Raw genomic sequence first — 26280 nt, 5'->3', positions numbered from 1 at the left:
GCGCAGGGACCCGGTCCGAGCGGAGCGAGGTCCGGGGGGCGCGGGGGTCCTCCGTCAGGCGCCGAAGGAGAGCGCTAGCGCGCGGGCCCGGGCGAGGTCTTCGGGGAAGACCAGCACGTCGGCGCGATGTGCGGCGGGCTCCCGGATCGTGGACCGGATGCCGGCGTCGGACAGCACGGCTCGCAGCGCCAGCGCGGACTCCCGCCGGGTCAGCGTCGCCACGGGGGTGAGGAGCTCCTCGGCCTTGACCGGCCTGGACGTCGAGCCGGAGCCGAAGGCCCAGCGGGCGAAGAGGGCGATGACCGCCAGGGCCACCAGCGCGATGCCCGGGCCGACGGCGAAGTGGAGGCTCCCGGCGTCGATCGGCATGCTGACCTCCTGCTCGGTGCGGCCGACGGCCACGCCTCTCACCGAGTGTGCCACTCCCGTGAGCCCGCTGTGGCGGAGTGGATCCGTCGGCGTGAGCGCGACGGATCCACTCCACCTCAGCCGAGGCGGACGACGACGCCCTCGGTGGCGCTGCGCCGGGCGGCGTCGAGCACGGTGGCGGTGGCGACGGCGTCCCGGGCGTCGACCGGGACCAGGCCACGGCCGCGGACGGCGGCGGCGAAGGTCGGGTAGAAGGTGTCCCAGGCGCCGGGGAGCGTGGGCACGACCGCACCGGTGTCACCGCTGCGCAGCCGGCCCCAGCGCGCCTCGGGCTCGGCGCCCCACGCGTCGCCGAGGGTGCTCGGGCTCTGCCCGGCGACCAGCGCGTCCTCCTGGCCGTCCATCGGGCCGTCGACGACGTAGCTGCCGGTCGTGCCGGTCACCCGGAACCGCCAGCCCGGCGCCCCCTCGCTCCAGCTGCCGGCCAGCAGCGAGTGCGCGCCGGAGGTGTGGGTCAGGGCCACCAGCACGTCGTCGTCCAGGCCGCTGTCGCGCAGCCGCCACTCGGCGTAGACGGTGGCCACCGGGCCGAGCAGCACCAGGGCCTGGTCGACGAGGTGACTGCCGAAGTCCAGCAGGGTGCCGCCGCCGGAGGGGGCCGGGCCGGGCTCGGGGGTGAAGCGCTCGAACCGCGACTCGAACCGGGTGACGGTGCCCAGGACGCCGTCGGTGACCAGCGCGCGCACGGTGCGGAAGTCGGAGTCCCAGCGCCGGTTCTGGTACGGCGCCAGGGGCAGGCCCAGCCGCTCGGCCTTCTCCACCGATGCCCGTGCAGCCGCGGCGTCCAGTGCGAACGGCTTGTCGCAGACCACGGCCAGGCCCAGGTCCAGGGCGCGGTCGGTGAGCTCGCTGTGGGTGTCGGCGGGCGTGGAGATGGCCACCGCCTCCGCGCCGGCGTCGACCAGCTGCTCCAGGGAGTCGAACGCGGCAGCGCCCGGGTGCTCGCGGGCCAGCAGCTCGCGGCGGTCGGCGGAGCGGGTCACCACGCCCAGCAGCGTGCACTCGGCCGCGGCGGCGATCAACGGGGCGTGGAAGTACCGGCCGCCGAAGCCGTAGCCGACCAGGCCGAAGCGGACGGCGTCCGCGGGAGGGGTGCTCATGACCTGAGTCGACCACGTGCGGCCGGCCACGTCACCGGCGGCCCGAACCGCACCGCGACCCCGGCGGAGAACAGCACGCTGTCCGGCGCCCCGGTGACGCCCGGCAGCCCGGCCGCGGCCAGCAGCGACTCGTCCAGCTCGAGCAGCTCGGCCCGGTGCAGCGGCCACTCGTCGTGCTCGTTGGGCCAGTAGACCGGCCCGCGTCGGCCGGGGCGGTGCAGCCCCCAGCGCGCGGTGAGGAAGGTCCCCAGCGGGTCACCGCCGGGCAGCCGCTCGCCGACCTGCACCCGCACGCGGCTGTGCGCGCCGCGCGGGCCGGGCCAGCGGCGCGCGGACGTGTAGCTGACCTGGTCGCCGTCCCGGGTGACGTCCATGCCGGCCCAGGTGTAGGGCAGTCGGGCGACCCAGCGGGCGGCGAGCACCGGCAGCAGCCGGCTGGCTTCCAGCGAGCGGAAGACGACGCCGCGGCGGCCCAGCGCGTCGACCGAGTACAGCCGCACGTTGGTCTCCGGGAACGACCCGAGGTAGGGCAGGCCCGGTGCGCCGAGGAAGCCGATCCGGTGCATCCGGAAGGGGATCAGCCCGACGTAGGTCACGCCGTCGAGCAGGTCGGGGGTGGTGCCGGCCGGCAGCAGCGGCGCGACCAGCGCCGGGTCGACCGCCCAGTGCAGGAACGCCAGGTCCCGCCAGCTCTGGGTGAAGACGGTCCGCCCCGCCGGCCGCGGCGCGGTGGGGGTCAGCTCTTCGGGGTCGGCCACCGGCCCAGCCTGCCCTGCCCGGTCCCCACTCACCCGGTGAGGTCCGCGCAGCCGGACTCGTGCGGCAGCAGCGGCCGGAAGGTCAGCGACCAGCGGGCACCGTCCGGCGTCGTCCACGGGGTCGCCGTGCTGGCGCCCGAGGCGGCGGCCCGGACCTCCTCCACCGGCGCGACCACGCAGCCGAGACCGGCGCCCAGCGGCTCGCCGGGGAGGTCGGGTCCGGTCCACGCGACCTCCGGGAGGTCGAGCGGCGCACCGCCGGGTCCGAGCAGGCCCTCGGTGTACGGGTGCGCCAGCACCGCCACGGCGCTCGGCGACCAGGGCTGCGCGGGGTCGGCCAGACCGGCCAGCTCCTCGGCCAGCGCGGCGAGCCGTTGCCGGTCCGCTCGCTGCTGCTCGCTGAGCATGGGCGACCCGAGCCCCTCCTGGAGAGCGTCCACCTCCCGGACGACGGTGCCGCCGTCGGTCAGCACGGTGAACCGGGTGCTGGGGGCGTCGGTCACGCCCGTCGGGCCGAGGTCGTGGTCCTCGCCGACGCCCGCGGCGAGCGCCCGGTCGACGAGGTCGGGGAGCCGGCCGGGGTCGAGCTGCGTCACCGTCAGCCCGGGCCAGGCGAACGCCGGGTACACGAGCGCGACCGGCCCCGGGCTGATCACCCGGCCGTCGGCGTACACGGTCACCGGGGGCAGGCGACCGTGGAGCTCCTCGGCGCTGGTGTACCCGCCGACGGAGGAGACCTGGACGACGACGGTGCCGGGGTCGACCGGGTCCGGGGCAGCGGCGTCCGGCGGGGCGTCACCGGGACCGCTGGTGCGGGTGCCGGCGCAGGCGGCCAGCAGGAGCCCGGCGAGCAACAGGCCCAGGGCCCGGCCGGGTCGCGCGGCCGACGCGTCGGGCTGGGCACGGCTCATGCCGGGTAGCGTCCCACCTCGTGCGCCTGGTCATTGCCCGCTGCTCCGTGGACTACATCGGGCGGCTCACCGCCCATCTCCCGCTCGCCACCCGGCTGCTGCTGGTCAAGGCCGACGGCTCGGTGTCCATCCACGCCGACGACCGCGCCTACAAGCCGTTGAACTGGATGAGCCCGCCGTGCTCGCTCAAGGAGGAGCTCGCCGACGGCTCGGGCACCTGGACGGTGACCAACAAGGCCGGCGAGCAGCTCGTCATCACCATCGACGAGGTCCTGCACGACCACCGGCACGAGCTCGGCGTCGACCCGGGCCTGCAGAAGGACGGCGTCGAGGCCGACCTGCAGCGGCTGCTGGCCCTGCACGTGGAGACCTTCGGCGCGGGCTGGTCGCTGGTGCGCCGGGAGTACCCGACCGCCATCGGCCCGGTCGACCTGCTGTGCCGGGACGCCGGGGGCGCCACCGTGGCGGTGGAGATCAAGCGCCGCGGGGAGATCGACGGCGTGGAGCAGCTGACCCGCTACCTGGAGCTGCTCAACCGCGACCCGCGGCTGGCTCCGGTCAAGGGCGTGTTCGCCGCGCAGGAGATCAAGCCGCAGGCCCGGGTGCTGGCCGCCGACCGGGGCATCGACTGCGTGACCGTCGACTACGCCGTCCTCAAGGGCACCGACGACCCCTCCGCCCGCCTCTTCTGACGCAGGCCCCCGCTGCCCCCGGCAGCGGGGGCGGGAGATCGGCCGGGTGGGAGACTGCCCCGGACCACCTGAGGCCGGAGGAGGGCGCGTGGACGGAGCACCGACCGGGGTCGGCCACAGCGGGCTGGCCGCCCCCACCGCCGGCCCTCTCGACGGCACGGCCGGTCGCGGGTCCCGCGACCGGACCCGGTAGCGGCGTGGGCCGTCGGGGCGGGAACCGGGGCGACCGCCGGGACGACCGCCGTCCGGCCGCCGGGTCCTCGCCGTCCCGCCGTCCGGTGCAGCCCATCGAGCAGGCCGGGGACGGCGACTGGGTCGTGCGGCCGCTCACCGGGTCCGGCAGCGACAAGACCTACCGCTGCCCCGGCTGCGACCAGGAGATCCGCCCGGGCGTCCCGCACGTGGTCGCCTGGCCGGCCTACGCCCGCGACTCCGACCTCGAGCCGTGGGACACCGAGTCCTCGGCGGACTGGCGCCGGCACTGGCACACCGCCTGCTGGCGCAACCGGGACCGCCGCCACTGATCAGACGGCGCGGGCGTAGACCACGACGTTGTCGGTGTAGCTGCGGCGGCTGCGGTCGAAGTTGCCGCCGCAGGTGATCAGCCGGAGCTCGGCGCCGGTGGTCGGGCCGTAGACCTCGGTCGTCGGGAAGGCCGTCTTCGGGTAGGCGGCCACCTCGGTGACGGTGAAGGCGACCTGCCGGCCGTCACTGCGGGTCACCAGCACCTCGTCGCCCGGGGTGAGCTCCTCGAGCCGGAAGAACACCGCCGGCCCGGCCTTGTTGTCGACGTGCCCGGCCAGCACCGCGGGGCCCACGTCACCGGGGGCGGGACCGGCGGAGAACCAGCCGGCCTGCCCGTAGTCCTCCGGCGGCACCAGCGCCCCGGCGGCGTCCACGCCGATGTCGACCAGGTCGGTGTCCAGCCCGATCGCCGGGGCGGTCACCTGGACCGGCTCGGCCACCGTGTCCGCGACCGGGCTGGTGAGCACCACCGGCGCGGGCGGGGCCGCCGCAGCGGCCGCCGGCACCGGGGCGGCCCCGCCACCGGTGGCCGACACGAGGGTCACCGTGCCGGCGGTGACCGCCACGGCGGCGAGCGCCGCACGCAGCAGGGTGACGCTCCGGCGGGGCGGGCGCCGGTGCCGGCCCTCGACCCGGGACGGGCGGACGGCGGGTCTTCCGCCGTCCGCCCGGATCGGGACGCCGGGCACCCGGGCAGCGCCCGGTGCCGCCCCGTCCGGCACGGTCGTCAGGCCGCGAGGTGCCGCGGCTCGTGCCCGCGGCGGGGGAGCCGGGTGCGCGCGGTGAGCAGCAGCAGACCGACCGCGAGACCCGCCAGCGCCAGCGGACCGGCCGGGGCGCCGTCGTCGGCCGCGCCACCGGCACCGGCCTCGACGCCGCCCACGGGGACGACGCCCGGGCTGGCGGCGTCCAGCTCGGTGGTGACCGACAGCCCGCCGCTGCTGCGGTCGAGCACCAGCACCGTGTAGACCGAGCCGGCCGCCAGGTCGACCGGGAGGTCGCTGGGCGTCCCGTTGCCGGGGGCCACCTTCAGCGTCTCGGCGCCGCCGGGGATGTCGACGTAGTCGGTGTTGTCGGCGAAGGACAGCCCGCGCGCCAGGGACGTGTCGGTGCCCAGCGACAGGTCGACCGGCGACCCGGTGGCCGCGGCGTTGATGACCCGGGCGCGGGACTGACCGGACGCAGGCAGCGTGAGGTCGTCGGGCAGCACGGCGAAGCCCAGGTCGGCGAAGTAGCCGACGCCGGCGATCGTGGTGGCGGTGCCGCCGGTGACCGTGACGGTGGTGGCCAGCACCGGCGGGCTCGCCGGGTCGGCACCGGCGCCCCGCGCGCTCACCGTGTACGTGCCGGCCGGGACCGTCTGGTAGGCGGAGACGTCGCCGTAGCTGACCCCGGGGAGCACGACGCCGGTGCCGGGCGAGGACACCGAGTCGATGTAGGCGTCGACCGAGGGCGTGTCCGGGGACAGGTGCATCATCCGGACCAGACCGGTGTCGGCTGCGACGGCCGGAGCTGCCGAGGCGGCCGGGAGTCCGAGAGCGCAGAGCCCCGCGCACAGCATCGCGAGCAGGGGAACTCGGGTGAGCCGGGACATGGAGCTCCTTCGATCACGGTGGTCGGTCTGGTCCCGGTGTACCCCAGTGACCGGCTTCCTGCACGCCGAGTCCGCGTTCATCGACGCAGGGTGATCAACGCCGGGGCGCGGTGACGAGCGCGTCCGGGTCCCGGACCAGGTCGTACCCGATCAGCAGCCCACCGGGCACCTCGCTGATCCGGTCGGGGACGTAGGGCTCCTTCTGCGCGCCCAGCCAGCCGCGGAAGCGCTCGGCGGCGGCCGGGTCGGCGGCCAGCGACGTCCCGCCGACGGTGGTGACGACCGCCTGCCGCACCGGGGCGTCGGCCGGCTCGCCCGGGACGGCGGGCAGCGACTCCACGCCGACGCCGTACTGCGCGCCGATGCCGGCCAGCAGCGTCAGCAGTCGGGGGTCGACCCGGCCCTCGGTCAGCAGGGCGGCGTCGGCGGCGGGGAACCGGTTGGTCGGGTTGGCCAGCAGCGCCGTGCCCAGCTGCCGGCGGGTGTCCAGCTGCTCCGGTGTCGGGGCGACCGCCTGCGGGTCGGTGACGGTCAGCTCGCCGCTGGGGCCGAACCGGGCGACCGGCGTGCCCGCGGCCGGGGCCGCGCCGGAGGTGACCTGCAGGACCGGGGCGGTGGGGCCGGTCGAGGCGGGCACCGGGAGCTCGGTGCCGGGCAGCACCCGGTCGGGGTCGGCGCCGGCGTGCACCAGCTGCGCGGTGAGCGCGGGGTCGGCGGTGACGACGGCCTCGTCGGGCAGCTGCCCGCCCAGCCAGTCGACCAGCTGCGCGTCGGCCGTGGCCCCGAAGTCGCTGCGCGGCGTCCGCGACACAGCGCTCGCAGCGACCGCGGCCACGACGACCAGCGCGACCGCCCCGGCCAGCCCGGCGACCAGCCGGGTCCGAGGCCGCGCCAGCACCGACCGGGGCAGGCGCGCGGCGGCCAGCGCGCCGAGCGCGCCCACCAGCAGAGCAGCCAGCGGCAGGCTCAGCAGCAGCGCGGAGACCCGTTGCGAGGGCGGTGCGACCGACAGCAGCGCCACGGCGGCCAGCGCGACGCCCAGCGGGCGCCACCGGGGCAGCAGGACGGCGGCCAGCACGCCCACGAGGAGCAGCACGCCGCTGGTCACCAGCACGCCGGTGCGGTCGGCGCCCCAGCGGGCCGGATCGGCGGCCTCGGGTGCCCAGCGCTCGACGAGCGCCCGCCCGCCGGTCAGCAGCAGCACCCCACCGGCGGCGGCCGCGGCCCGCCGCGCGGGGTCGCCCCGGCCGGCGGCCGCAGCGGCCAGTCCGGCGACCAGGAAGAGCAGCACGTCGGGGGCGAGCAGCACGGCGAGGACGACGGCGGCGGCGGCGAGGAGCCCGACCGCCACCGGCACCCGGCCGCGGAGGGAGCCGGCCGGCTCGTGGTCACCGGCCGGACGCAGCCAGCTGGTCAACAGCCACGCGACCAGCAGCAGCCACGGCACCGCCAGGGCCGCCGGGGACGCCACGGCGTGCAGCGGGACCAGCCCCGGCAGGGCACCGAAGGCGAGCACCGCGAGCGCGCACCCGGCGTCGGGGACCCCGAGCCGGCGGGCGGTGCGCCACAGCAGGACGGCGCTGAGCACCAGGACGACCAGCAGCAGCTCGCGCTCGGCGGCGACGAGGGTGGCGTGGCGCTCGAACGCCCGGGTGACCGTGGCGTGCACGGCCCCGTGCACGGCGGCCAGTCCCTCGGGGGACAGCGGGGCGAGGTCGGTGGTGCCCCGGGAGAGCGCGAAGGCCGGGGCCGCCAGGTCGCCGTCGCCGGGCAGCGGGATCCCGCGCAGCATGCGGGCGCCGACCAGCCCGACGACCAGGACCGCCAGCACCGGCCACAGCAGTCCGACCCGCACCCGCTCCGGCCACGACGGCCGGGCCGCCCGGTGCCGGGCGCGCCGCTGGGCCACCGGCTGACCGGGGGAGGACGCCGGGGCCGCGGCCGGCGGGAGGGCGGCGGACCCGGCCGGCTCGGCCGGCTCGACCGACCCCAGGGGCTCGGCCGGGACGACCGGCGCGGTGGACGAGGTGGGCTCGGCGGCCTGCCGGCGGCGTGCCCGGCGGGGAGGGACGGCGTGCGGTGCGGCGGCCGGGGCGGGCGCGGCCCGGTGACCGCCGCCCTCGCCGGCGACGGTGTGGCCGGTCTCCGTCGGTTCGGACACGGTGGTCCTCCTCCCGGCGCTCGGTACGGCTGCGGTGCCGACGGGCGCTCCGGGCGGGGGCGCGGGCACCGACGTCGTGTGCCGATGGTGCCTGCTCCGCCGCCGGATGCCCAACCCGCTGGGCGCGCCGCACCGGAACGACAGGACCCGCCGGGCGGGATGCCCGGCGGGTCCTGTCGTGCGACGTGCTGCGGTCAGCCCCGGTCGGAGGCCGCCGACCCGCCGGTGGGCGCGGGCACCGGGGGAGCGGCCGGTGCCGGTCGGCCGGCCCGGGCGGGCACCGGCGGGGTCGCCCGGGTGGCCGGGGCGCCGGTGCGCTCGGCGGTCGCCGGGCCCTGGGCGGCCTGCTGGGTCGGGTGCGCCGGGGTCGGCGTGCGGCCCGCCGGGCGACCCCCGGTCGCCGGGGCGCTGCTGGCCGGGGCGCTGCTGATCGGGGCCGAGGTGCCGAACGGTGCCGGGACCCGGACGGCCTGGGTCTGCTCCGCGGCCGGCTGCTCCTGGGTCGGTGCCGGGGCGGCCGCAGGCTCGGCGGCCGCGGCCGCGGCCGGGGCGACCTGGGTGGCCGGCTCCGGTGCGGGGGCTCCGGTGGCCTCCTCGGTCGCCGGGGTCGCAGCGCCGGTCGCCTCGGGGTCGGCCGGCTGGGCGGCGTCCGGTGCCGGGTGGTCGGCGAGGTCGGGCAGCTGGCCGAGCAGCGTGCGGACGTCGGTCAGGCGGCGGGTCACGTCGTCGCGGACCCGGCGGATCTCGACCGCGGAGGCGTCGGCCTCGGCGACGGTGCGGGCGGCGTGCGCCTCGGCGTCGGCGACCCGCTGCTGGGCGGCGGCGACGGAGGCCTGCTCGCGCTCCTCCTCCAGCCGGGCGGCCTCGGTGCGGCGGGCCCGCTGGGCGATCTCGAAGTCCTGCTCGACCTTGGTGCGCCGGGCCTGGGAGTCGGCGTCGAGCTGGGCGGCCCGCTCCCGGGCCTTGTTCACCAGGTCGTCGGCGCGGGCCTGGGCCACGGCGGAGATCTGCTCGGCGTGCTGGCGGGCCTCGAAGACCAGGCGCTCGGCCTCGGCCTGGCTGGCGGCCGACCGCTCACCGAGGGCGCGCTCCTCGCCGGCGACCCGCTCGCGGACGGCGTCGACCTCGGCGGCCACGGCGGCCTGCAGCGCGGCGGCCTGCTCCTGGGCGGACCGGCGGATCTCCGCGGCCTCGTCCTGGGCCAGCTGGAGCATGTTCGAGATGCGCTCGCCCATGTTCTCGAACGTGGGGGCGCTGGCGCTGGCCGCGCGGCGGCGCAGCGCCTCGACCTCGCCGTGCAGGGCCTGCAGCTGGCGCGCCAGGTCGGCCGACCGGGACACGGCCGCGTCGCGGTCGGCCAGGGCGACCCGCAGGTCGGCGTCCAGCCCGGCGAGCGTCTCGGCCACCTGGTCCCGGTCGTACCCCTTGCGCACCACGTCGAAGGTGGGGCCGCTCTCGCGGAAGGAGAGCTGGTCGTCGCGGGGGTCGCTCATGGCCGCCATCCTCGCAGAGATCGCGGGCCCGGGAAACGGAGGTCCGGCGCACTCCCAGCCGACTCCCAGGCTCCTGCGCGGCGGTCCGCCGGGGCGGTCGCTGCCCGTCCCAGCAGGGTCACGGTCAGTGCGCGGCGGGCTCCACGAGCTCGATCAGCACGCCCCCGGCGTCCTTGGGGTGGACGAAGTTGACCCGGCTGCCGGCGGTGCCGCGGCGGGGGGTGTCGTAGAGCAGCCGCAGACCCCGCCCGCGGAGCACCTCGGCGGCGGCCTCGACGTCGGCGACCCGGAACGCCAGCTGCTGCAGCCCCGGGCCCGACCGGCCGATGAAGCGCGCGATCGTCGACTCGGGGGTGAGCGGGGCGAGCAGCTGGATGCGCGTCGTCCCGTCGCCGACGGCGAGCATCGCCTCGCGCACGCCCTGCTCCTCGTTGACCTCCTCGTGCACCGAGTGGACGCCGAGGGTCTGCACGTAGAAGGCGATCGCGACGTCCAGGTCGGGCACCGCGATGCCCACGTGGTCGATCGTGGTGAACAGGTCGTCGGGCGCGGATGCGGTCACCCGGCGCATCCTCCCGCGCCCGTCGTCCCCCGGCAGGACCGGGGGAGGACGGGCGCAGCCGGGTCCTCCCTCAGCGGGCGAGGAAGTCGATCAGGGCGGCGTTGAACTGCTCGGGGTGGCTGGCGTTGATGCCGTGCGGGCCGCCCTCGATGACCACCAGCTCCGAGCCGCTGATCAGCTCGTGCGACCGCTTGCCGCTGACCTCGAAGGGCACGATCGCGTCGGAGTCGCCGTGCACGACCAGGGTCGGCACGGTCACCTTCGCGACGTCGCCCCGGAAGTCGGTGCGGCCGAACGCGGCGATGCAGTCCAGCGTGCCCTTGGGGGAGGCGACCTCGGCCAGGTGCAGCGCGTACTGCCGCATCGGCTCGCTCACGGCCCCGGACTTCGAGTCCAGCAGGCCCTTGCCGCCGGCGTTGAAGAAGTCGGCGGTGAAGCCGTCGAGGAAGGCCGGCCGGTCGGTGCGCACACCGGTCTCGAACTGCTCGATGGTGGCGTCGTCGAGCCCGCCGTCGGGGTTGTCGTCGGACTTGTAGAGGTAGGGCGGGACCGCGGCGGCCAGCACGGCCTTCGCGACGCGGGCGGTGCCGTAGCGGCCGATGTAGCGGACCACCTCGCCGCCGCCCATGGAGAAGCCGACCAGGGTGACGCCGGTGAGGTCGAGCTGCGTGAGCAGCGCGTCGAGGTCGGCGGCGAAGGTGTCGTAGTCGTAGCCGGTCCAGGGCTGCGAGCTCTGCCCGAAGCCGCGGCGGTCGTAGGTGAGCACCCGGTACCCGGCGTCCACGAGCGCGGGGACCTGGGCCTCCCAGGAGCGGCCGGACAGCGGCCAGCCGTGGATCAGCACGACGGGGACGCCGGCGCCCTGGTCCGTGTAGTGCAGCTCGATCGGGTGGCCGTTCTCGGTGCCGACGGTCAGGTGGGGCATGGGTCTCCTCCGGGTCGCGGTGGGGCGGCGCCGGGTCGGCCGCGCCCACGGGTGCGCGGGTGGTTCGTCGCCCAGCGTCCCGGCGGTTCGCCCGGACGGCACGAGGACGACGGCGACGCCGGCCCGCCGTCCGTCAGGCGCACGCCCTGTTCGCCATCCGGTCCGCAGGCTGGTCGGACGGGTGCGCCGCTGGCTATCCTGGCCGCGCCGGGGACCACAGGACGGTCGCCGGTACGCGCGGAGGAGCGGTCGCCAACGGCGGCGGCCGGAGCACCTGGAGCCCTGATGAGCCAGCCCACCCGTCCTCGGTCCGTGATCGTCGGTGGTGCCCGCACCCCGATGGGCCGCCTGCTCGGCGCGTTCACGGACCTCTCCGCCGCCGACCTGGGCGGCATCGCCATCAAGGCCGCACTCGAGCGGGCCGGGGTGACCGGCGACCAGGTCGACTACGTGATCATGGGCCAGGTCCTGCAGGCCGGCGCCGGGCAGAACCCCGCCCGCCCGGCCGCGGTGGCCGGCGGCATCCCCATGTCGGTGCCCTCCTTCACCCTCAACAAGGTCTGCCTGTCCGGGCTGGACGCGATCGCGCTGGCCGACCAGCTCATCCGGGCCGGGGAGTTCGACGTCGTCGTCGCCGGCGGCATGGAGTCGATGACCCAGGCGCCGCACCTGCTCAAGGGCTCCCGCACGGGCACGAGGTTCGGGAACGCCACGCTGGTCGACGCGATGGCCCACGACGGGCTCACCGACACCTTCGACCAGGTCGCAATGGGCGAGCTCACCGAGGCGGCCAACAGCCGGTACGGCCTGACCCGTGAGGAGCAGGACGCCTACGCCGCCGACAGCCACCAGAAGGCGGCCCGCGCGGCGAAGGACGGCACCTTCGACGCCGAGATCACCCCGGTGTTCGTGCCGCAGCGCAAGGGCGACCCGATCGAGGTCCGGCACGACGAGGGCATCCGCCCCGACACCACGGTGGAGAGCCTGGCCAGGCTGAAGCCCGCCTTCGCCCCCGACGGGACGATCACCGCGGCGTCGGCGTCCCAGATCTCCGACGGCGCCTGCGCGGTCGTGGTGATGTCGGCGGAGAAGGCCGCCGAGTTGGGGTGCACCGTGCTGGCCGAGATCGGCGCGCACGGCGTGGTCGCCGGCCCCGACGCCACCCTGCAGACCCAGCCCTCCCGTGCGGTGCAGCGGGCCTGTGAGCGGGAGGGCATCGACCCCGCCGACCTCGACCTGGTGGAGTTCAACGAGGCCTTCGCCGCGGTCGCCATCGTCTCCACCCGTGAGCTCGGCATCGACCCGGCCAAGGTCAACCCCAACGGCGGGGCCATCGCGCTGGGCCACCCGGTCGGCATGAGCGGTGCGCGGATCGTCCTCGACCTCGTACTGGAGCTCGGCCGCCGCGGCGGGGGAGTGGGCGCCGCCGCGCTGTGCGGCGGCGGCGGTCAGGGTGACGCCCTGCTGCTGCACGTCCCCGCCCACACCTGACCGGGCGCCCCGGGCCGGACGCGGGGAGGATGGCCGCGTGAACGGGACCCCGGACGCTGTCGTCGTCGGAGCCGGCCCCAACGGGCTGGCCGCCGCGCTCCGTCTGGCCGCGGCCGGGCTGCGCGTGCAGGTGGTCGAGCGGGGTGACCGCGCCGGTGGCGGGCTGCGCACCGAGGAGGTGACGCTGCCGGGCTACCAGCACGACATCTGCTCCACCGTGCACCCGATGGCCGCCACCGCGCCGTTCTTCCGCGAGTTCGACCTCGCCAGCCGCGGGGTCAACGTCCTGCAGCCGGAGATCAACTTCGCCCACCCGCTGGACGGCGGCCGGGCCGCGCTGTCCCACCACTCGCTGGAGCAGACCGCGCAGGGGCTGGGCCGGGACGCCGACGGCTACCGGAGGCTGTTCGCCCCGCTGCTGGCCCACGCCGACGACATCACCGAGTTCTTCCTGACCTCGGCCTTCCGCCGGCTGCCGCTCAAGAGCCCGCTGGCGGTGGCGAACTTCGGCCTGCAGGGGCTGCCCAACGTCAAGTGGCTGGCCGAGCGGTACTTCACCGACGACGCCGCCAAGGCGCTGCTCGCCGGGGCCGCGGCGCACGGGATGCTCGACCTGTCCCGCCCGCTGACGTCGGCGCTGGGCATGTTCCTGGGGATGATGAGCCACCACAACGGCTGGCCGGTCATCGAGGGCGGGTCGCAGGTCCTCGCCGACGCGATGGTCACCGCGCTGGAGCAGCAGGGCGGTGAGGTGGTCACCGGGCACGAGGTCACCGACCTGCGCGAGTTCGCCGGCGTCCCGGCCGTCCTGCTGGACACCTCGCCCGGTGCCTTCGTGGCGATGGCGGGCGACCAGGTGCACGAGGGGTACCGGCGCTGGGTGCAGCGGTACAAGCACGGCCCGGGTGTCTTCAAGGTCGACTGGGCGCTGTCGGAGCCGGTGCCGTGGACCAACCCCGACGTCCGCCGGGCCGGCACGATCCACGTCGCCGGGACGATGGAGGAGACCATCGCCGGGGAGTCCGCCCCGGCGGCCGGGCGGATCACCGACCGCCCCTACGTGCTCGCCGTCCAGCCGACCGTCGTCGACCCCTCCCGCGCGCCGGCCGGCGGCCACGTGTTCTGGGCCTACGTGCACGTGCCGCACGGCTCGACGGTCGACATGACCGAGGCCATCGAGGCCCAGGTCGAGCGGTTCGCCCCCGGTTTCCGGGACACGATCATCGGCCGGTACACGATGCACGCCGGGGAGATGCAGCACTGGAACCCCAACGACGTCGGCGGCGACATCTCCAACGGCGAGGCGTCGCTGCGGCAGATGCTGGCCCGGCCGGTGCCGCGCTGGAACACCTACAAGACCCCGGTCCGCGGCACCTACCTGGCGTCGGCGGCCACCCCGCCGGGGCCGGCCGTGCACGGGCACTGCGGTGACAACGCCGCCCGGGTCGCGCTGCGCGAGGTCTTCGGCATCCGGCAGGCGCCCCGGCTCACGCCCGCACCCTGACGCCGGCCGCAGGGCGGGCACCTAGTCTCCAGCCATGGTGCGACCGCTGGGCCTGCCGTTCGACCCCATCGAACGCGCGGCGCAGACCTGGGAGGAGCGCTTCGGCCCGGCCGGGTCGATGCGGGCGGCGACGTCGGTGTTCCGGGTGCAGCAGATCCTCATCGCGCAGTTCGACGAGGCGCTCAAGCCGCACCGGCTGACCTTCGCCCGCTACGAGGTGCTGGTGCTGCTGACCTTCTCCCGCACCGGGGCGCTGCCGCTGAAGGTGATCGGCAGCCGGCTGATGGTGCACCCGACCAGCGTCACCAACGCGATCGAGCGACTGGTAGCGGCCGGCTACGTCGAGCGCCGGCCCAACCCCGCCGACGGCCGGGGCGTGCTGGCCGCCATCACCGAGCGCGGCCGCGAGGTCGTGCCCCCGGCGACCGCCGCGGTGACCGGTGCGGACTTCGGCATGTCCGAGCTGACCGGGGACGAGCTGGACACCCTCTTCCAGCTGCTGCGCAAGATCCGGCTGGGCGCCGGGGACGTGGCGGCGCCGCCGGACTGACCCCGCCCCGCCCGGTTGCCCGGCGGTGGGATGATCGAGGTCATGCAGCCGAACCGTCCCGCTCGTCCCGCCCCGCGCACCGACCCCCGCGCCGCTGCCCAGCAGGCACGGATGGCGGCCTCGCTGGCCGGCGCGGTCGACCTCGCCGCGGTCCAGGCACGCAACGAGGCAGCCGCCCGCGCGCAGGCCGCACCGCCGCCCAGCGCCACGGCGCCCGTCGGGGCCCCGGGCAGCGCCGTCGTCGACGTCGACGAGGCCACCTTCCAGAGCGAGGTCCTCGACCGGTCCTTCCAAGTGCCGGTGGTGCTGGACCTGTGGGCCGAGTGGTGCGGCCCGTGCAAGCAGCTGTCGCCGGTGCTGGAGCGGCTGGCCGCCGAGGGCGGTGGCACCTGGGTGCTGGCCAAGATCGACGTCGACGCCAACCCCGCCCTGGCCCAGGGCCTGCGCGTGCAGGGCATCCCCGCGGTCAAGGCCGTGTGGCAGGGCCAGCTGGTCACCGAGTTCACCGGTGCCATCCCCGAGGAGCAGGCCCGGCAGTTCATCACCGAGCTCGTCGCCGCGACCTCCGGCGGCGCCCTGCCCGGGGCCGACGGCGCGGCGGACGACGAGGGCGCCCTGCCCGAGGACCCGCGCCTGGACGCCGCCGAGGCCGCCCTGGACGCCGGTGACCTCGCCGGTGCCGAAGCCGCCTACCGCGCGATCCTCGACACCGAGCCCGACCACCCGGTCGCCGGCCTGGCGCTGCGCCAGGTGCAGCTGTTCCGCCGGGCCGAGGAGGCGGGGCCGAACGCGCTGGCCGCCGCCGGTGCCGCGCCCGACGACGTCGCCGCCCAGACCCGCGCCGCGGACTTCCTGCTCGGCACCGGTGACGTCGAGGCGGCCTTCGAGTGGCTGCTCGACGTCGTCCGGCGCACGGCCGGCGAGGACCGCGACCTGGCGCGGACGCACCTGGTCGAGCTGTTCGGCATCGTCGGCGACGACGACCCCCGGGTCGGCCCCGCCCGCCGCTCGCTCATGGCCGCCCTCTTCTGACGCCCGACGTGGATCAGGTGCCCTGATCCAGAGCTGGCCCCCTGCACCGACGTTGGTGCAGAGGGCCAGATGGTGATCAGGGGACCTGATCACCATCTGGCCCCTGCGCCCTGGACGCAGCCCCTTCGCAGGGTCCCGCCGCTGGCCCGCGAGCGGTCGTCAGGCGCCGATATCGCAGGCCGGCAGGCCCTCGAAGACGCCGGAGCGGAAGACGTCCACCAGCTGGAACCCGGTCAGGCCGCTCTCGTCCAGCACCGCCGGGTCGCTGCTGGACTCCAGGAGGAACTGCACGCTCTCGTCGACGTCGCCGGGGGAGACCTGGATCTCGGGGATGTCGCCGCGCAGCACGGAGGCCGTGTACGCACCCGTCAGGCACACCGCCGACCGGATCGCCGCCTCGTCGTCGGTGGACAGGCCCAGCTGCTCGCGGGCGGCCAGGGCGTAGGGGATCGACACCGCGGTCAGCACCGCGTAGTCGCCGAACGCGTCGTAGATCGGCCGCGCCAGGTCGGTCTCGTCGTAGCCGACCGTGGCGTCCTCGGCGCACCAGACCAGGTCGGTCGCCGGCTCGTCGTCGCCGCACCCGGGCGCCGTGCCGGAGAACGGCTGGACCTGCGGCGGCTGGAAGGTCTCACCACGGGCCTGGAAGGCCGCCGTCCAGAAGACCGGCAGGGTGCCGTCGATCAGCTCCTGGGCGTCGGCGTAGGGCGCGTCGCCACCGGTCAGCAGGTCCTGGTCCTGGAACCGGCCCTGGGTGAAGACGCGCTCCTCGCCGAACTCGTCCCGGCAGGCGACCGGGCCGTCGTCGAAGCCCTGCTGGAAGGCCGAGACCCGGTCGAAGTAGGAGCCGTGGGCCTGGCTCTCGCCGACGCCGGTGCCGACCGGGTCGCGCAGCAGCAGGTAGCCGCGCAGGACGTCGTCCAGCTCACCGGGGCGGATGGAGTTGTGCGGCGCGTCGCCCGAGGCGACCCAGGCCGTCCAGGCCCCGGCGAAGCAGTCGGCCTGGGTCTCGACGTTGATCGACCGCTCGATCGGGTAGCCGACCCGGCCCTGCACGGCGTGCCCGAACTCGTGCGCCATCACCAGCGCGGGGATGAACCGGCCGTACCCGTCGGCGAGCTCGCCGAGGAACGCCCGGTCGTACTGGATCGCGTCGCCGTCGGGCTCACCGGGGTCGGAGGAGCAGTAGAAGGCGTTGCCGGTGACCGCCTCGATCTCCTGCCCGCACCCGATCCGGCCGTCGGGGTAGCGGGCGGGGTCGAGGTCGTCGGGGTCGACGGAGAAGTAGCCGCCGGTCAGCGGGGTGAACGGCTGGGCGAACGTGTCGGGGAACTGCTCGCCCCAGTAGGTGTTCAGGTCGGCCAGCGCGTTGCGGGCGCCCCGGTCCACGTCGTCGTCGGCGGCCCCGATGATCGGGAAGTCCGCCGGTGCCACGTCGGCGCGGACACCGGACTCGGGGGTCGCGACGCCCTCGATCAGCGTGGCCGCGCAGCCGGTGAGCGCGACCGACGCGACCAGCGCACCCAGCGCGGCACCCAGCAGTGCCCGGCGGGGCTTCGAGGTCATGGGCTCCCGATCGGTCCGGGCCGCCGTTGCCGGCGGCAGTGTCCTCATCCTGCCGGACCGGCGCCGACCCGGCAGGCGCAGGCGCCCGACACCGGGCACCCACCGGGACGACGACGGGGCGGGGACCCTCAGGCCCCCGCCCCGTCCGCCTGTGCTGCCTCAGCCCCGGTCGTGCTCGGGGAGCTCCACCAGACCAGCGGCCTCGAGGTCACCGGAGGCCTCGGCGGCCACGGTGAGCGCGGGGTCGGCGGCCTGGCCCTCGTCCGACGGCTCCGGCTCGGGACCCTCGTGCACGAACCACACGGTGCCCAGCGGCGGTGCGGTCAGCGTCGCCGAGAACGGCTGCCCGTGCCAGGTCTCCGGCACGGCCTCGATGCCGCCCAGGTTGCCCGAGCCGGACCCGCCGTAGCCCGCGAAGTCGGTGTTGATGACCTCGCGCCACCGGCCACCGCGCGGCAGGCCGATCCGGTACTCGCCGTGCGTCTGCCCGGAGAAGTTGGCGACGCAGGCCAGCGCCTGACCGCCCTTGCCGAAGCGCAGGAAGGTCAGCGTGTTGCCCTGGCTGTCGTTGGCGTCGATCCACTGGAAGCCGGCCGGGTCGTTGTCCTGGGTGTACAGCGCCTCGTGCTCGCCGTACACCGTGTTCAGGTCGCGGACCAGGTCGAGCACGCCGCGGTGCGCCGGGTCGTCGAGGTGCCACCAGTCCAGCGAGCGGCTCTCCGCCCACTCCGACAGCTGCCCGAACTCCGAGCCCATGAACAGCAGCTGCTTGCCCGGGTGGGCCCACATGAAGGCCAGGTACGCCCGCACGTTGGCCAGCTGCTGCCAGCGGTCGCCCGGCATCTTCCGGATCAGCGAGCCCTTGCCGTAGACGACCTCGTCGTGGCTGATCGGCAGCACGAAGTTCTCGGAGAAGGCGTAGACCAGCGAGAATGTGAGCTGGTTGTGGTGGTAGCTGCGGTACACCGGCTCGGTCGACATGTAGTCCAGCGAGTCGTGCATCCAGCCCATGTTCCACTTGAAGCCGAAGCCCAGGCCGCCCAGGTGGGTGGGGCGGGTGACGCCCGGCCAGGACGTCGACTCCTCGGCGATGGTGATCGCGCCGGGCACCTCGCGGTAGACGGTGGCGTTGAACTCCTGCAGGAACGCCACGGCCTCGAGGTTCTCCCGGCCGCCGTACTCGTTGGGCACCCACTGGCCCTCGGGCCGGGAGTAGTCCAGGTACAGCATCGAGGCGACCGCGTCGACGCGGATGCCGTCGACGTGGAACTCCTTGAGCCAGAACAGGGCGTTGGCGACGAGGAAGTTGCGCACCTCGGAGCGGCCGAAGTCGAACACGTTCGTGCCCCAGTCCAACTGCTCGCCGCGGCGGGGGTCGCCGTGCTCGTACAGCGGGGCGCCGTCGAAGCGGGCCAGCGCCCACTCGTCCTTGGGGAAGTGCCCCGGAACCCAGTCGACGATGACACCGATGCCGGCCTGGTGGGCGGTGTCGATGAGGTACCGCAGGTCGTCAGGGGAGCCGAAGCGCGAGGTGGGGGCGTAGTAGGAGGTCACCTGGTAGCCCCACGAGCCGCCGAAGGGGTGCTCGGCCACGGGGAGGAACTCCAGGTGGGTGAACCCGGCGTCCTTGACGTAGGCGACCAGCTCGTCGGCGAGCTCGCGGTAGGACAGGCCCTGGCGCCAGGAGCCGAGGTGCACCTCGTAGATGCTCATCGGCCGGGCGTGCCAGCTGCCCTCGGCCCGGGCGGCCAGCCAGTCGGCGTCCTGCCACTCGTGGGTCGACGCGGTGACGACGGAGGCGTTGGCCGGGGGGACCTCGGTGGCGAAGGCCATCGGGTCGCTCTTGACCAGCCACTGGCCGTCGACACCCAGGATGTGGAAGCGGTACCGGGTGCCCACCTGGGCGCCGGGCACGAAGATCTCCCACACGCCCGAGGAGCCCAACGAGCGCATCGGGTAGGCGCGGGCCTCCCAGTAGTCGAAGTCGCCGGTGACCTTCACGCCGCGGGCGTTGGGCGCCCAGACGGCGAAGGAGACGCCCTCGACCCGGCCGCCGGGGGTGTCGTAGCCGCGCACGTGCGCGCCCAGGACCTTCCACAGCTCCTCGTGCCGGCCCTCACGGATGAGGTGCTGGTCCAGCTGGCCGAGCGTGGGCAGCCAGCGGTAGGGGTCGTCGACGGTGTAGGTGTTCGTGCCACCGGCGCCGTCGGGGTAGACGACCTCCACCCGGTAGTCGCCGGGCTGCTGGGGGAGCCGGGCCTCGAAGACGCCGCCCCGGAAGACCTGGCGGGCCTCGTGCCGAGTGCCGTCCTGGTCGACCACGGCGACCGCGACCGCGTCGGGACGCAGGGTGCGCACGGCCCAGCCCTCGGGCAGCCGGTGCGCGCCGAGGACGCCGTGCGGGTCGTAGGACCAGCCGTCGACGACGGCGGCCAGCGCCTCCTGGCTGACCTCCGAGCCGGCCGGCGTGGCGGCCGCCGGCACCGAGGTGCTCACCGGCGTCTGCCCGTCGGGCAGTGCCTCGACCAGCGCGGTCGAGGTGGGCTCGGGGGCCTCGTCAGGCGCCGCCGGCAGGTCGGTGACCTCGCTGGTGACCAGGTCGGCGGTGGTGACGTCGGCACCGGAGACCGCCGGGGCGGGCTCCACGGGCTCGGCCGTGACCTCGGACCCGACCGGCTGGGCGGTGTCGCCGCCGTCGGCGGAGACGTCCGGGGCCGGCTGGGCGGTGTCGTCGCTGTCGGCGGAGACGTCCGGGGCCGCCGACTCGGTGTCGGCGGGCTCGGGGACGGTGTCGGGGGCCAGCTCTGCGCCGGGCTCGGAGGCGGTGGCGGCCGGGGAGCTGCCGCCGGTGCCGGCGTGCTGGCCGTCGGCCGGGGCCTGCGGGGTGCTCGGCTCGGCCGGGTCGCGGCTCGGGGGCTCCGGCTGCGGCGCGGCCGGCGCCGCGGGGTTGCCCGGCTGCGCGATCGGCGCGGGGGCGACGACCGGGGTGGCGGTGACCTTCTTGGCCGCGGCCTTGCGGGTGCGCTTGGCCGGGGCGGCGGCGTCGGCCACCGTGCCCGGGGCGGCCGGAGCAGCCTTCTTCGCGACGCGCGTGGTCGCCTTCTTCGCCGGAGCAGGGGCGGAGTCGGCGTCGCTGGCCGCGCGGACGGCCTCGGTGGTCTCCTCGACCCGGCGCATCAGCTCGTCCCGGCCGTCCGGTGCCTCGTTCGTCTCCGTGGTGGCGGCCTTCTTCGCCGGCCGGCGCGCGGCCTTCTTCGCCACCGGGGCGCCGGCCTCGGGTGCGGCCTTCTTGGTCGCGCGCCCGGTGGCCTTCTTCGCCGGGGTGGGGGAGGAGTCGGCCTCGCTGGCCGCGCGCACCGCCTCGGTGGTCTCCTCGACCGCGCGCGTGAGCTCTGCCTTGTCGGCGGGCTCGGCGGGCGTCTCGGTCGGCGGCTGGCCCGCGTCGTCGATGCTCATCGGTGGTCCTTCCGGGTACCTCGGGGTGTCCAGCTGTTCGTCGGGTGCGGTCCCGCCGCGGGGCAGCAGGCTCCTGCGTCAGTCACCGGCGGTCAACCGGGACAGCGAGCTCAGCGGGATCATCAGCCAGTTCGGCCTGTTCCGTGCCTCGTACACACACTCGTACACGGCCTTGTCCGCCTCGAAGGCGCGCAGCAGCGCGGACTCACTGGACAGGGTGATGCCGCTGGCGGCGGAGTAACCGGCGCAGAACGCCTCCCGGTTGCGCTCGGCCCACTCGTGGGCGCGGTAGGCGCGCTGCTGGTCCTCCGGCTGCTCGACGAGCATGTGGCGCGAGGCGTAGTCGAAGGAACGGAGCATCCCGGCGACGTCGCGCAGCGGGGTGTCCAGCTCCCGGCGGGAGGCCAGCGGGCGGGCCGGCTCGCCCTCGAAGTCCAGCACGATCCAGCCGGTGGTGGTGCGCAGCACCTGACCGAGGTGGAGGTCGCCGTGGACCCGCTGGCGCACGACCGGCTCGTCGGTGGTGGCCACCGCGGCGTAGAGCGCCCGCAGCGCCTCGGCGTGCTCGGTGAGGCCGGGGACGATCGCCAGGGCCGCCTCGAGCCGCGCGCCCATCTGCTCGGCGACCGCGGTGTACCAGTCCCGGTCGGCGGTCTCGGTGGGCAGCACCCTGGCGAGGTCGGTGTGGACGGAGGCGGTCGCCTCACCCAGCCGCTCGCTCTCCCCGGCGAAGTCCCCGCCCACCTCGTCGGCGTGCAGGTCGGCCTCGGCGTAGAGGTCGCGCACGCTGGAGGTGGCCAGTCGCCAGCCGTCGCTGGCGTTGGCGACGAAGGTCTGCAGCATCGCGACGGTGGACGGCTCCTGGCCGGGCTCGTCGATCTCGATGTGGCCCAGCAGCGGGGCGATGTGCTGGTTGTCGGCCTGGCGGAGCGCGTCGTGGATCTCCACGTCGGGGTTGAGCCCGGGCTCGAGCCGGCGGAACAGCTTGAGGATCGCGGACTCGCCGTAGACCAGCGAGGTGTTGCTCTGCTCGCCGGAGATGATGTCGCCGGGCACGCCCTCGGGGATGTAGGCCACCCCGGCCGGGTGGAAGTGCATCGGCCCGACCGTGGAGGCGGCCACGAGGTGGGTCAGCCACGGGACGGTGGCGTCACGGTCGCGCATCGCGTCGTAGGCGTAGTTGGACCCCGAGGCGCTGGGAACGGCGCCGACGAAGGCCGACGACAGCTCCTCGGCCGGGGCGTTGCGCCACGACAGTGGCACCAGGTAGGTCTCGGTGGCCCCGTCGGTGTAGCTGACCCGGACGCGGTGGACGGACAGGGCCGGGTCGGACTGGTCGAGGAAGAAGCCCTCCTCGGTCACCCCGGCCCACTCCCGGCCCTTGCTGCCGAACCACCGCTGACCGGGCATCCAGTCCGCGAGGATCTCGGTGAGGGCACTCATCAGGCTTCTCCGTGCTTCGTCGTGGTGGTCGGGGCCTCGGCGCCCAGGCCGGCGGGGGCGTCGGCCGCGCCGACCACCCCGCTGTCGAGCAGGGACTGCGCCACGCTGCTGCTCACGGTGGTCTCCCAGCTCTCGTCCTCGGCCGCGGGGGCGGCGGGCTTGGAGAGCTCGAACCAGTAGAAGCCGTGGCCGCTGAGGGTGAGCATGTAGGGCAGGACGCCGATCTGGGGGAACTGCACGCGCCCGGTCAGCTCGACCGGGGTGTAGCCCTCGAACCGGCGCAGGTCCAGCTCGACCGGCTGCGGGAAGCGCGACAGGTTGTTCACGCACAGCACCACGTCGTCGCCGAACTCGCGGACGAAGGACAGCACCGTGGGGTTGCGCGAGCTGATCTCGGCGTAGGAGCCGACGCCGAAGGTCGGGTGCTGCTTGCGGACGGAGATCATCGTGCGGGTCCACTGCAGCAGCGAGTTGGTGTTGCGCAGCTGGCCCTCGACGTTGGTCACCTGGTAGCCGTAGACCGGGTCGGCGATCAGCGGGAGGTGCATGCGCTGGGGGTCGGCGGTGGAGAACCCGCCGTTGCGGTCGGGGGTCCACTGCATCGGGGTGCGCACACCGTCGCGGTCACCGAGCCAGATGTTGTCGCCCATGCCGATCTCGTCGCCGTAGTACATGACCGGCGAACCGGGCAGCGACAGCAGCAGGGCGGTGAACAGCTCGAGGGTGTCGACGTCGTTGTCCAGCAGCGGTGCCAGCCGGCGGCGGATGCCGATGTTGGCCTTCATGCGGGGGTCCTGGGCGTACTCGCCCCACATGTAGTCGCGCTCCTCGTCGGTGACCATCTCCAGGGTCAGCTCGTCGTGGTTGCGCAGGAAGATGCCCCACTGGCAGTTGTCGGGGATGGCCGGCGTCTGGGCCATGATCTCCGAGATCGGGAAGCGCTGCTCGCGCCGCACGGCCATGAACAGCCGCGGCATCACCGGGAAGTGGAAGGCCATCTGGCACTCGTCGCCGTCCTCGCCGAAGTACTCGACGACGTCGGCCGGCCACTGGTTGGCCTCGCACAGCATGACCCGGTCGGGGTACTCCGCGTCGACGACCTTGCGGACCTTCTTGAGGAACGCGTGGGTCTTCGGGAGGTTCTCGCAGTTGGTCCCCTCCTCCTCGAACAGGTAGGGGACGGCGTCGAGCCGGAAGCCGTCGATGCCCAGGTCGAGCCAGAAGCGCAGGGCGTCGATGATCGCCTCCTGCACCGCCGGGTTCTCGAAGTTCAGGTCGGGCTGGTGGCTGAAGAACCGGTGCCAGAAGTACTGCTTGCGCACCGGGTCGAAGGTCCAGTTCGAGCTCTCGGTGTCGACGAAGATGATCCGCGCGTCGGCGTACTGGGTGTCGTCGTCGGCCCACACGTAGAAGTCGCCGTAGGGACCCTCGGGGTCGCTGCGGCTGGCCTGGAACCAGGGGTGCTGGTCCGAGGTGTGGTTCATGACGAAGTCGATGATCATCCGCATGCCCCGGGAGTGGGTGGCCTCGACGAGCTCCTTGAAGTCGTCGATGTCGCCGAACTCGGGCAGGACCGCGGTGTAGTCGCTGACGTCGTAGCCGCCGTCGCGCAGCGGGGAGGCGAAGAACGGCGGCAGCCAGAGGCAGTCGACGCCGAGCCACTGCAGGTAGTCCAGCTTGCCGATCATGCCGCGCAGGTCACCGATGCCGTCGGCGTTGCTGTCGGCGAAGCCGCGGACGAGGACCTCGTAGAAGACGGCGCGCTTGAACCACTCGGGATCGCTGCCCGGTGCGGGCAGCGTCGACTGCTCGCCCGCGCCGGGGGTCGAGTGGGCAGGGACGGGGAGGCTCATGGGACTCGGTCCTCGTTCGTTGCTGGGGAAGCGGATCGGTGCGACGACGGCGCCGGCCGGCGACTGGGCCGGCGCCGTCGCGTGAGGACGTGAGTGTGTCAGCGGGTCACTGCGGGGCGACCACGGTGGGCAGGCTGCGGTGCACGGTGAACACGTGCGCCGGCTCCCGGTGGGGGTCCAGCTCCACGTAGTTGGTCTGGCCCCAGTCGTAGTGCGCACCGGTGATCTCGTCGGTGACGGCGAACCGGTCCGACCAGTCCAGGCCCAGCGCCGGCATGTCCAGGGCCGTGGTGCCGATCTGGGTGTAGCTGCTGTTGAGCGACACGACGACCAGGACGGCGTCGTCCGAGGCCGGGTCCGTCTTGGAGAACACCAGCAAGTCGGGGTTGTCGACGGCGTGGAACCGCAGCGTGCGCAGCTGCTGGAGCGCCGGGTGGGCCCGGCGGATCTCGTTGAGCCGGCGCAGGTAAGGAGCCAGCGACCGCCCGGAGGCCTCGGCCGCGGCCCAGTCGCGGGGGCGCAGCTGGAACTTCTCGGTGTCCAGGTACTCCTCGCTGCCCGGGCGCAGGCCGACGTGCTCGAAGAGCTCGTACCCGGAGTAGACGCCCCAGGTCGGGCTCATCATCGCGGCCAGTGCGGCCCGGATCTTGAACATCGGCGGGCCGCCGACCTGCAGCGTCTCGTGCAGGATGTCCGGGGTGTTGACGAAGAAGTTGGGCCGCATGTAGTGCGCGTTGGCGGCCAGCTCCTCGCCGTACTCCCGCAGCTCCCAGGCCTCGGTGCGCCAGGTGAAGTAGGTGTAGCTCTGGGTGAAGCCGACCCGGGCCAGCTGGTGCATCATCGCCGGCCGGGTGAAGGCCTCGGCGAGGAACAGCACGTCCGAGTCGGTCTTCTTGACCTCCCAGATCAGCCAGTTCCAGAAGTTCAGCGGCTTGGTGTGCGGGTTGTCGACGCGGAAGATGCGGACGCCGGCCTCGATCCACACCCGGATGACCCGCAGGCATTCGGCGTAGATGCCCTCGGGGTCGTTGTCGAAGTTGATCGGGTAGATGTCCTGGTACTTCTTCGGCGGGTTCTCCGCGTAGGCGATCGTGCCGTCGGGCTTGGTGGTGAACCACTCCGGGTGGCTGGTGACCCAGGGGTGGTCGGGGGTGGCCTGCAGCGCGAAGTCCAGCGCCACCTCCATGCCGAGGGACTTGGTGCGCTCGACGAAGGCCACGAAGTCCTCCATCGTGCCCAGCTGCGGGTGCACGGCGTCGTGCCCGCCCTCGGGGCTGCCGATCGCCCACGGCGAGCCCACGTCGTCGGGGTGCGCGACCAGGGTGTTGTTCTTGCCCTTGCGGTTCGTCGTGCCGATCGGGTGGATCGGGGGCAGGTAGACGACGTCGAAGCCCATGTCGGCGATCGCCGGCAGCCGCTCGGCGGCCTGGGCGAAGGTGCCGTGAGTGGGGGTGCCGCCCACGACGGGGCCCTCGGAGCGGGGGAAGAACTCGTACCAGGAGCCGTACAGCGCGCGCGGCCGGTCGACGTAGAGCTCGTAGACCTGCGACCCGGTCACGAGGCGCCGCACCGGGTGGGCGTGCAGCACGCCCTGCAGCGACGGCGACAGCGCCGGGGCGATCCGGGCGGTGAGCCCGAGCGACTCGTCGCGCAGCGCGGCGGCGGCGGCGGTGAGGTCGGCGCGGTGCTCGAGGACGCCCGCGTGGTCCTCGGAGACCCCTGCGGCGACCTCCTCCAGCAACCGGGCACCGGACTCGAGGTCGTTGGCGAGCTCCTCGGCGCCCTGCCCCGCCTCGATCTTCACCTCGACGTCGTGGTGCCAGGTGCTCAGCGGGTCGTCCCACGCCTCGACCTGATAGGTCCACAGCCCCTCGCGGTCGGGGACGACGGTCGCCGTCCACCGGTCGGGCTCGGGGCCGAACTCGACCATCCGGGTGCGGACCGGGGTCGCGGACGCCCCCGGCTCGGCGGGCGGGGTCAGGACCACGCTCGCCGCGACGGCGTCATGGCCCTCGCGGAACACGGTGGCGGTGATCGGCAGGTGCTCCCCGACCACGGCGCGGGTCGAGAACGACCCGCACGACACGACGGGGGCGACATCAGAGATGCCGAGGCGGAGGTCAGCGCGGCCAGTCATCGGCGCAACGCTATCCAGATCAGGCCCTCCCCACACGTCGGCGGTCGACCGGCTCCACAGTGCGAGGGAGGCGGCGCCCCCGGTGGATGTGACCGCCG

General features: G+C 74.8%; 21 protein-coding genes. 6 read left to right on the top strand and 15 right to left on the bottom strand.

The genetic code is table 11. The annotated features are described in order from the left end of the window. Positions 1 to 54: 54 nt before the first annotated feature. The 4 genes from GCU67_RS16195 to GCU67_RS16180 all read right to left on the bottom strand — a co-directional run bounded on the left by GCU67_RS16195 (position 55) and on the right by GCU67_RS16180 (position 3198). Positions 55 to 369 (bottom strand): hypothetical protein, encoded by a 315-nt coding sequence (locus GCU67_RS16195; RefSeq protein ID WP_163612437.1) that lies wholly within the window; start codon positions 367 to 369, stop codon positions 55 to 57. 116 nt (positions 370 to 485) lie between these two features. After that, entirely contained in the window at positions 486 to 1529 is a 1044-nt protein-coding gene (locus GCU67_RS16190) for a Gfo/Idh/MocA family protein (RefSeq protein WP_163612239.1), read from the bottom strand. Then, positions 1526 to 2287, bottom strand: coding sequence for a DUF2071 domain-containing protein (locus GCU67_RS16185; RefSeq protein ID WP_163612238.1), 762 nt, complete (start codon positions 2285 to 2287; stop codon positions 1526 to 1528). Before GCU67_RS16185 ends, GCU67_RS16190 begins: the two co-directional genes overlap by 4 nt. Before the next feature lie 29 nt (positions 2288 to 2316). Then, the gene (locus GCU67_RS16180; RefSeq protein WP_163612237.1) at positions 2317 to 3198 is read right to left on the bottom strand and encodes a hypothetical protein; all 882 of its coding nucleotides are present in this window, start codon (positions 3196 to 3198) and stop codon (positions 2317 to 2319) included. Positions 3199 to 3218: 20 nt separating this feature from the next. Here GCU67_RS16180 and nucS point away from each other — a divergent pair, with 20 nt between their 5' ends. Beyond that, positions 3219 to 3890: an endonuclease NucS gene (gene nucS / locus GCU67_RS16175; RefSeq protein WP_163612236.1), complete on the top strand. Its 672-nt coding sequence runs from the start codon at positions 3219 to 3221 to the stop codon at positions 3888 to 3890. A 197-nt stretch (positions 3891 to 4087) separates the two neighbouring features. Next, entirely contained in the window at positions 4088 to 4414 is a 327-nt protein-coding gene (locus GCU67_RS16170; RefSeq protein WP_246215204.1) for a hypothetical protein, read from the top strand. On the opposite strand, the gene GCU67_RS16165 is transcribed toward GCU67_RS16170, so the two are convergent. The 6 genes from GCU67_RS16165 to GCU67_RS16140 form a co-directional block, all read right to left on the bottom strand. Beyond that, positions 4415 to 5104, bottom strand: coding sequence for a class F sortase (locus GCU67_RS16165; RefSeq protein WP_338105079.1), 690 nt, complete (start codon positions 5102 to 5104; stop codon positions 4415 to 4417). A gap of 38 nt (positions 5105 to 5142) precedes the next feature. Further along, complete coding sequence (locus GCU67_RS16160) at positions 5143 to 6009, bottom strand: DUF4397 domain-containing protein (protein ID WP_163612235.1); 867 nt, start codon at positions 6007 to 6009, stop codon at positions 5143 to 5145. Positions 6010 to 6103: 94 nt separating this feature from the next. Next, positions 6104 to 8170 carry a hypothetical protein gene (locus GCU67_RS16155; protein ID WP_163612234.1) on the bottom strand — a complete coding sequence of 689 codons (2067 nt, stop codon included), beginning with the start codon at positions 8168 to 8170 and terminating at the stop codon, positions 6104 to 6106. A 194-nt stretch (positions 8171 to 8364) separates the two neighbouring features. Then, entirely contained in the window at positions 8365 to 9663 is a 1299-nt protein-coding gene (locus GCU67_RS16150) for a coiled-coil domain-containing protein (RefSeq protein WP_163612233.1), read from the bottom strand. A gap of 124 nt (positions 9664 to 9787) precedes the next feature. Further along, a complete protein-coding gene (gene mce / locus GCU67_RS16145) occupies positions 9788 to 10225 on the bottom strand; it encodes a methylmalonyl-CoA epimerase (RefSeq protein WP_338105078.1) in 438 nt (145 codons plus the stop codon). Between the two features lie 70 nt (positions 10226 to 10295). After that, the gene (locus tag GCU67_RS16140) at positions 10296 to 11150 is read right to left on the bottom strand and encodes an alpha/beta fold hydrolase (RefSeq protein WP_163612231.1); all 855 of its coding nucleotides are present in this window, start codon (positions 11148 to 11150) and stop codon (positions 10296 to 10298) included. A gap of 285 nt (positions 11151 to 11435) precedes the next feature. Between GCU67_RS16140 and GCU67_RS16135 the strand changes: the two genes are divergently transcribed. From GCU67_RS16135 to GCU67_RS16120, 4 genes are read left to right on the top strand one after another with little or no spacing between them, the layout of a single operon-like run. Continuing rightward, on the top strand, positions 11436 to 12641 hold the full coding sequence (locus GCU67_RS16135; protein WP_163612230.1) for an acetyl-CoA C-acetyltransferase: 1206 nt from the start codon (positions 11436 to 11438) through the stop codon (positions 12639 to 12641). 37 nt (positions 12642 to 12678) lie between these two features. Continuing rightward, positions 12679 to 14145, top strand: coding sequence for an FAD-dependent oxidoreductase (locus GCU67_RS16130; RefSeq protein WP_163612229.1), 1467 nt, complete (start codon positions 12679 to 12681; stop codon positions 14143 to 14145). A gap of 34 nt (positions 14146 to 14179) precedes the next feature. Beyond that, positions 14180 to 14695, top strand: coding sequence for a MarR family winged helix-turn-helix transcriptional regulator (locus GCU67_RS16125; RefSeq protein ID WP_163612228.1), 516 nt, complete (start codon positions 14180 to 14182; stop codon positions 14693 to 14695). 42 nt (positions 14696 to 14737) lie between these two features. Then, a complete protein-coding gene (locus tag GCU67_RS16120; RefSeq protein ID WP_163612227.1) occupies positions 14738 to 15727 on the top strand; it encodes a tetratricopeptide repeat protein in 990 nt (329 codons plus the stop codon). Positions 15728 to 15886: 159 nt separating this feature from the next. Here the strand turns inward: GCU67_RS16120 and GCU67_RS16115 are convergent, their stop codons facing one another. The 5 genes from GCU67_RS16115 to GCU67_RS16095 all read right to left on the bottom strand — a co-directional run bounded on the left by GCU67_RS16115 (position 15887) and on the right by GCU67_RS16095 (position 26182). Beyond that, positions 15887 to 17293 carry a neutral zinc metallopeptidase gene (locus tag GCU67_RS16115; RefSeq protein ID WP_163612226.1) on the bottom strand — a complete coding sequence of 469 codons (1407 nt, stop codon included), beginning with the start codon at positions 17291 to 17293 and terminating at the stop codon, positions 15887 to 15889. A gap of 159 nt (positions 17294 to 17452) precedes the next feature. Continuing rightward, positions 17453 to 20749 carry a 1,4-alpha-glucan branching protein GlgB gene (gene glgB / locus GCU67_RS16110; protein WP_211661508.1) on the bottom strand — a complete coding sequence of 1099 codons (3297 nt, stop codon included), beginning with the start codon at positions 20747 to 20749 and terminating at the stop codon, positions 17453 to 17455. 78 nt (positions 20750 to 20827) lie between these two features. After that, a complete protein-coding gene (locus tag GCU67_RS16105) occupies positions 20828 to 22192 on the bottom strand; it encodes a maltokinase N-terminal cap-like domain-containing protein (protein ID WP_163612225.1) in 1365 nt (454 codons plus the stop codon). Continuing rightward, a complete protein-coding gene (gene treS, locus GCU67_RS16100) occupies positions 22192 to 24045 on the bottom strand; it encodes a maltose alpha-D-glucosyltransferase (RefSeq protein WP_163612224.1) in 1854 nt (617 codons plus the stop codon). The genes GCU67_RS16105 and treS overlap by 1 nt, the downstream gene beginning before the upstream one ends. Positions 24046 to 24151: 106 nt before the next feature. After that, on the bottom strand, positions 24152 to 26182 hold the full coding sequence (locus GCU67_RS16095; RefSeq protein ID WP_163612223.1) for an alpha-1,4-glucan--maltose-1-phosphate maltosyltransferase: 2031 nt from the start codon (positions 26180 to 26182) through the stop codon (positions 24152 to 24154). Between the last annotated feature and the right edge of the window lie 98 nt (positions 26183 to 26280).

Origin of the sequence: Modestobacter muralis (assembly GCF_010682105.1) — a bacterium.
GTDB classification, from domain to species: Bacteria; Actinomycetota; Actinomycetes; order Mycobacteriales; family Geodermatophilaceae; genus Modestobacter; species Modestobacter muralis.
Note: the sequence above shows the minus strand (reverse complement) of the source record. Positions and strands in the feature narration are given on the sequence as shown.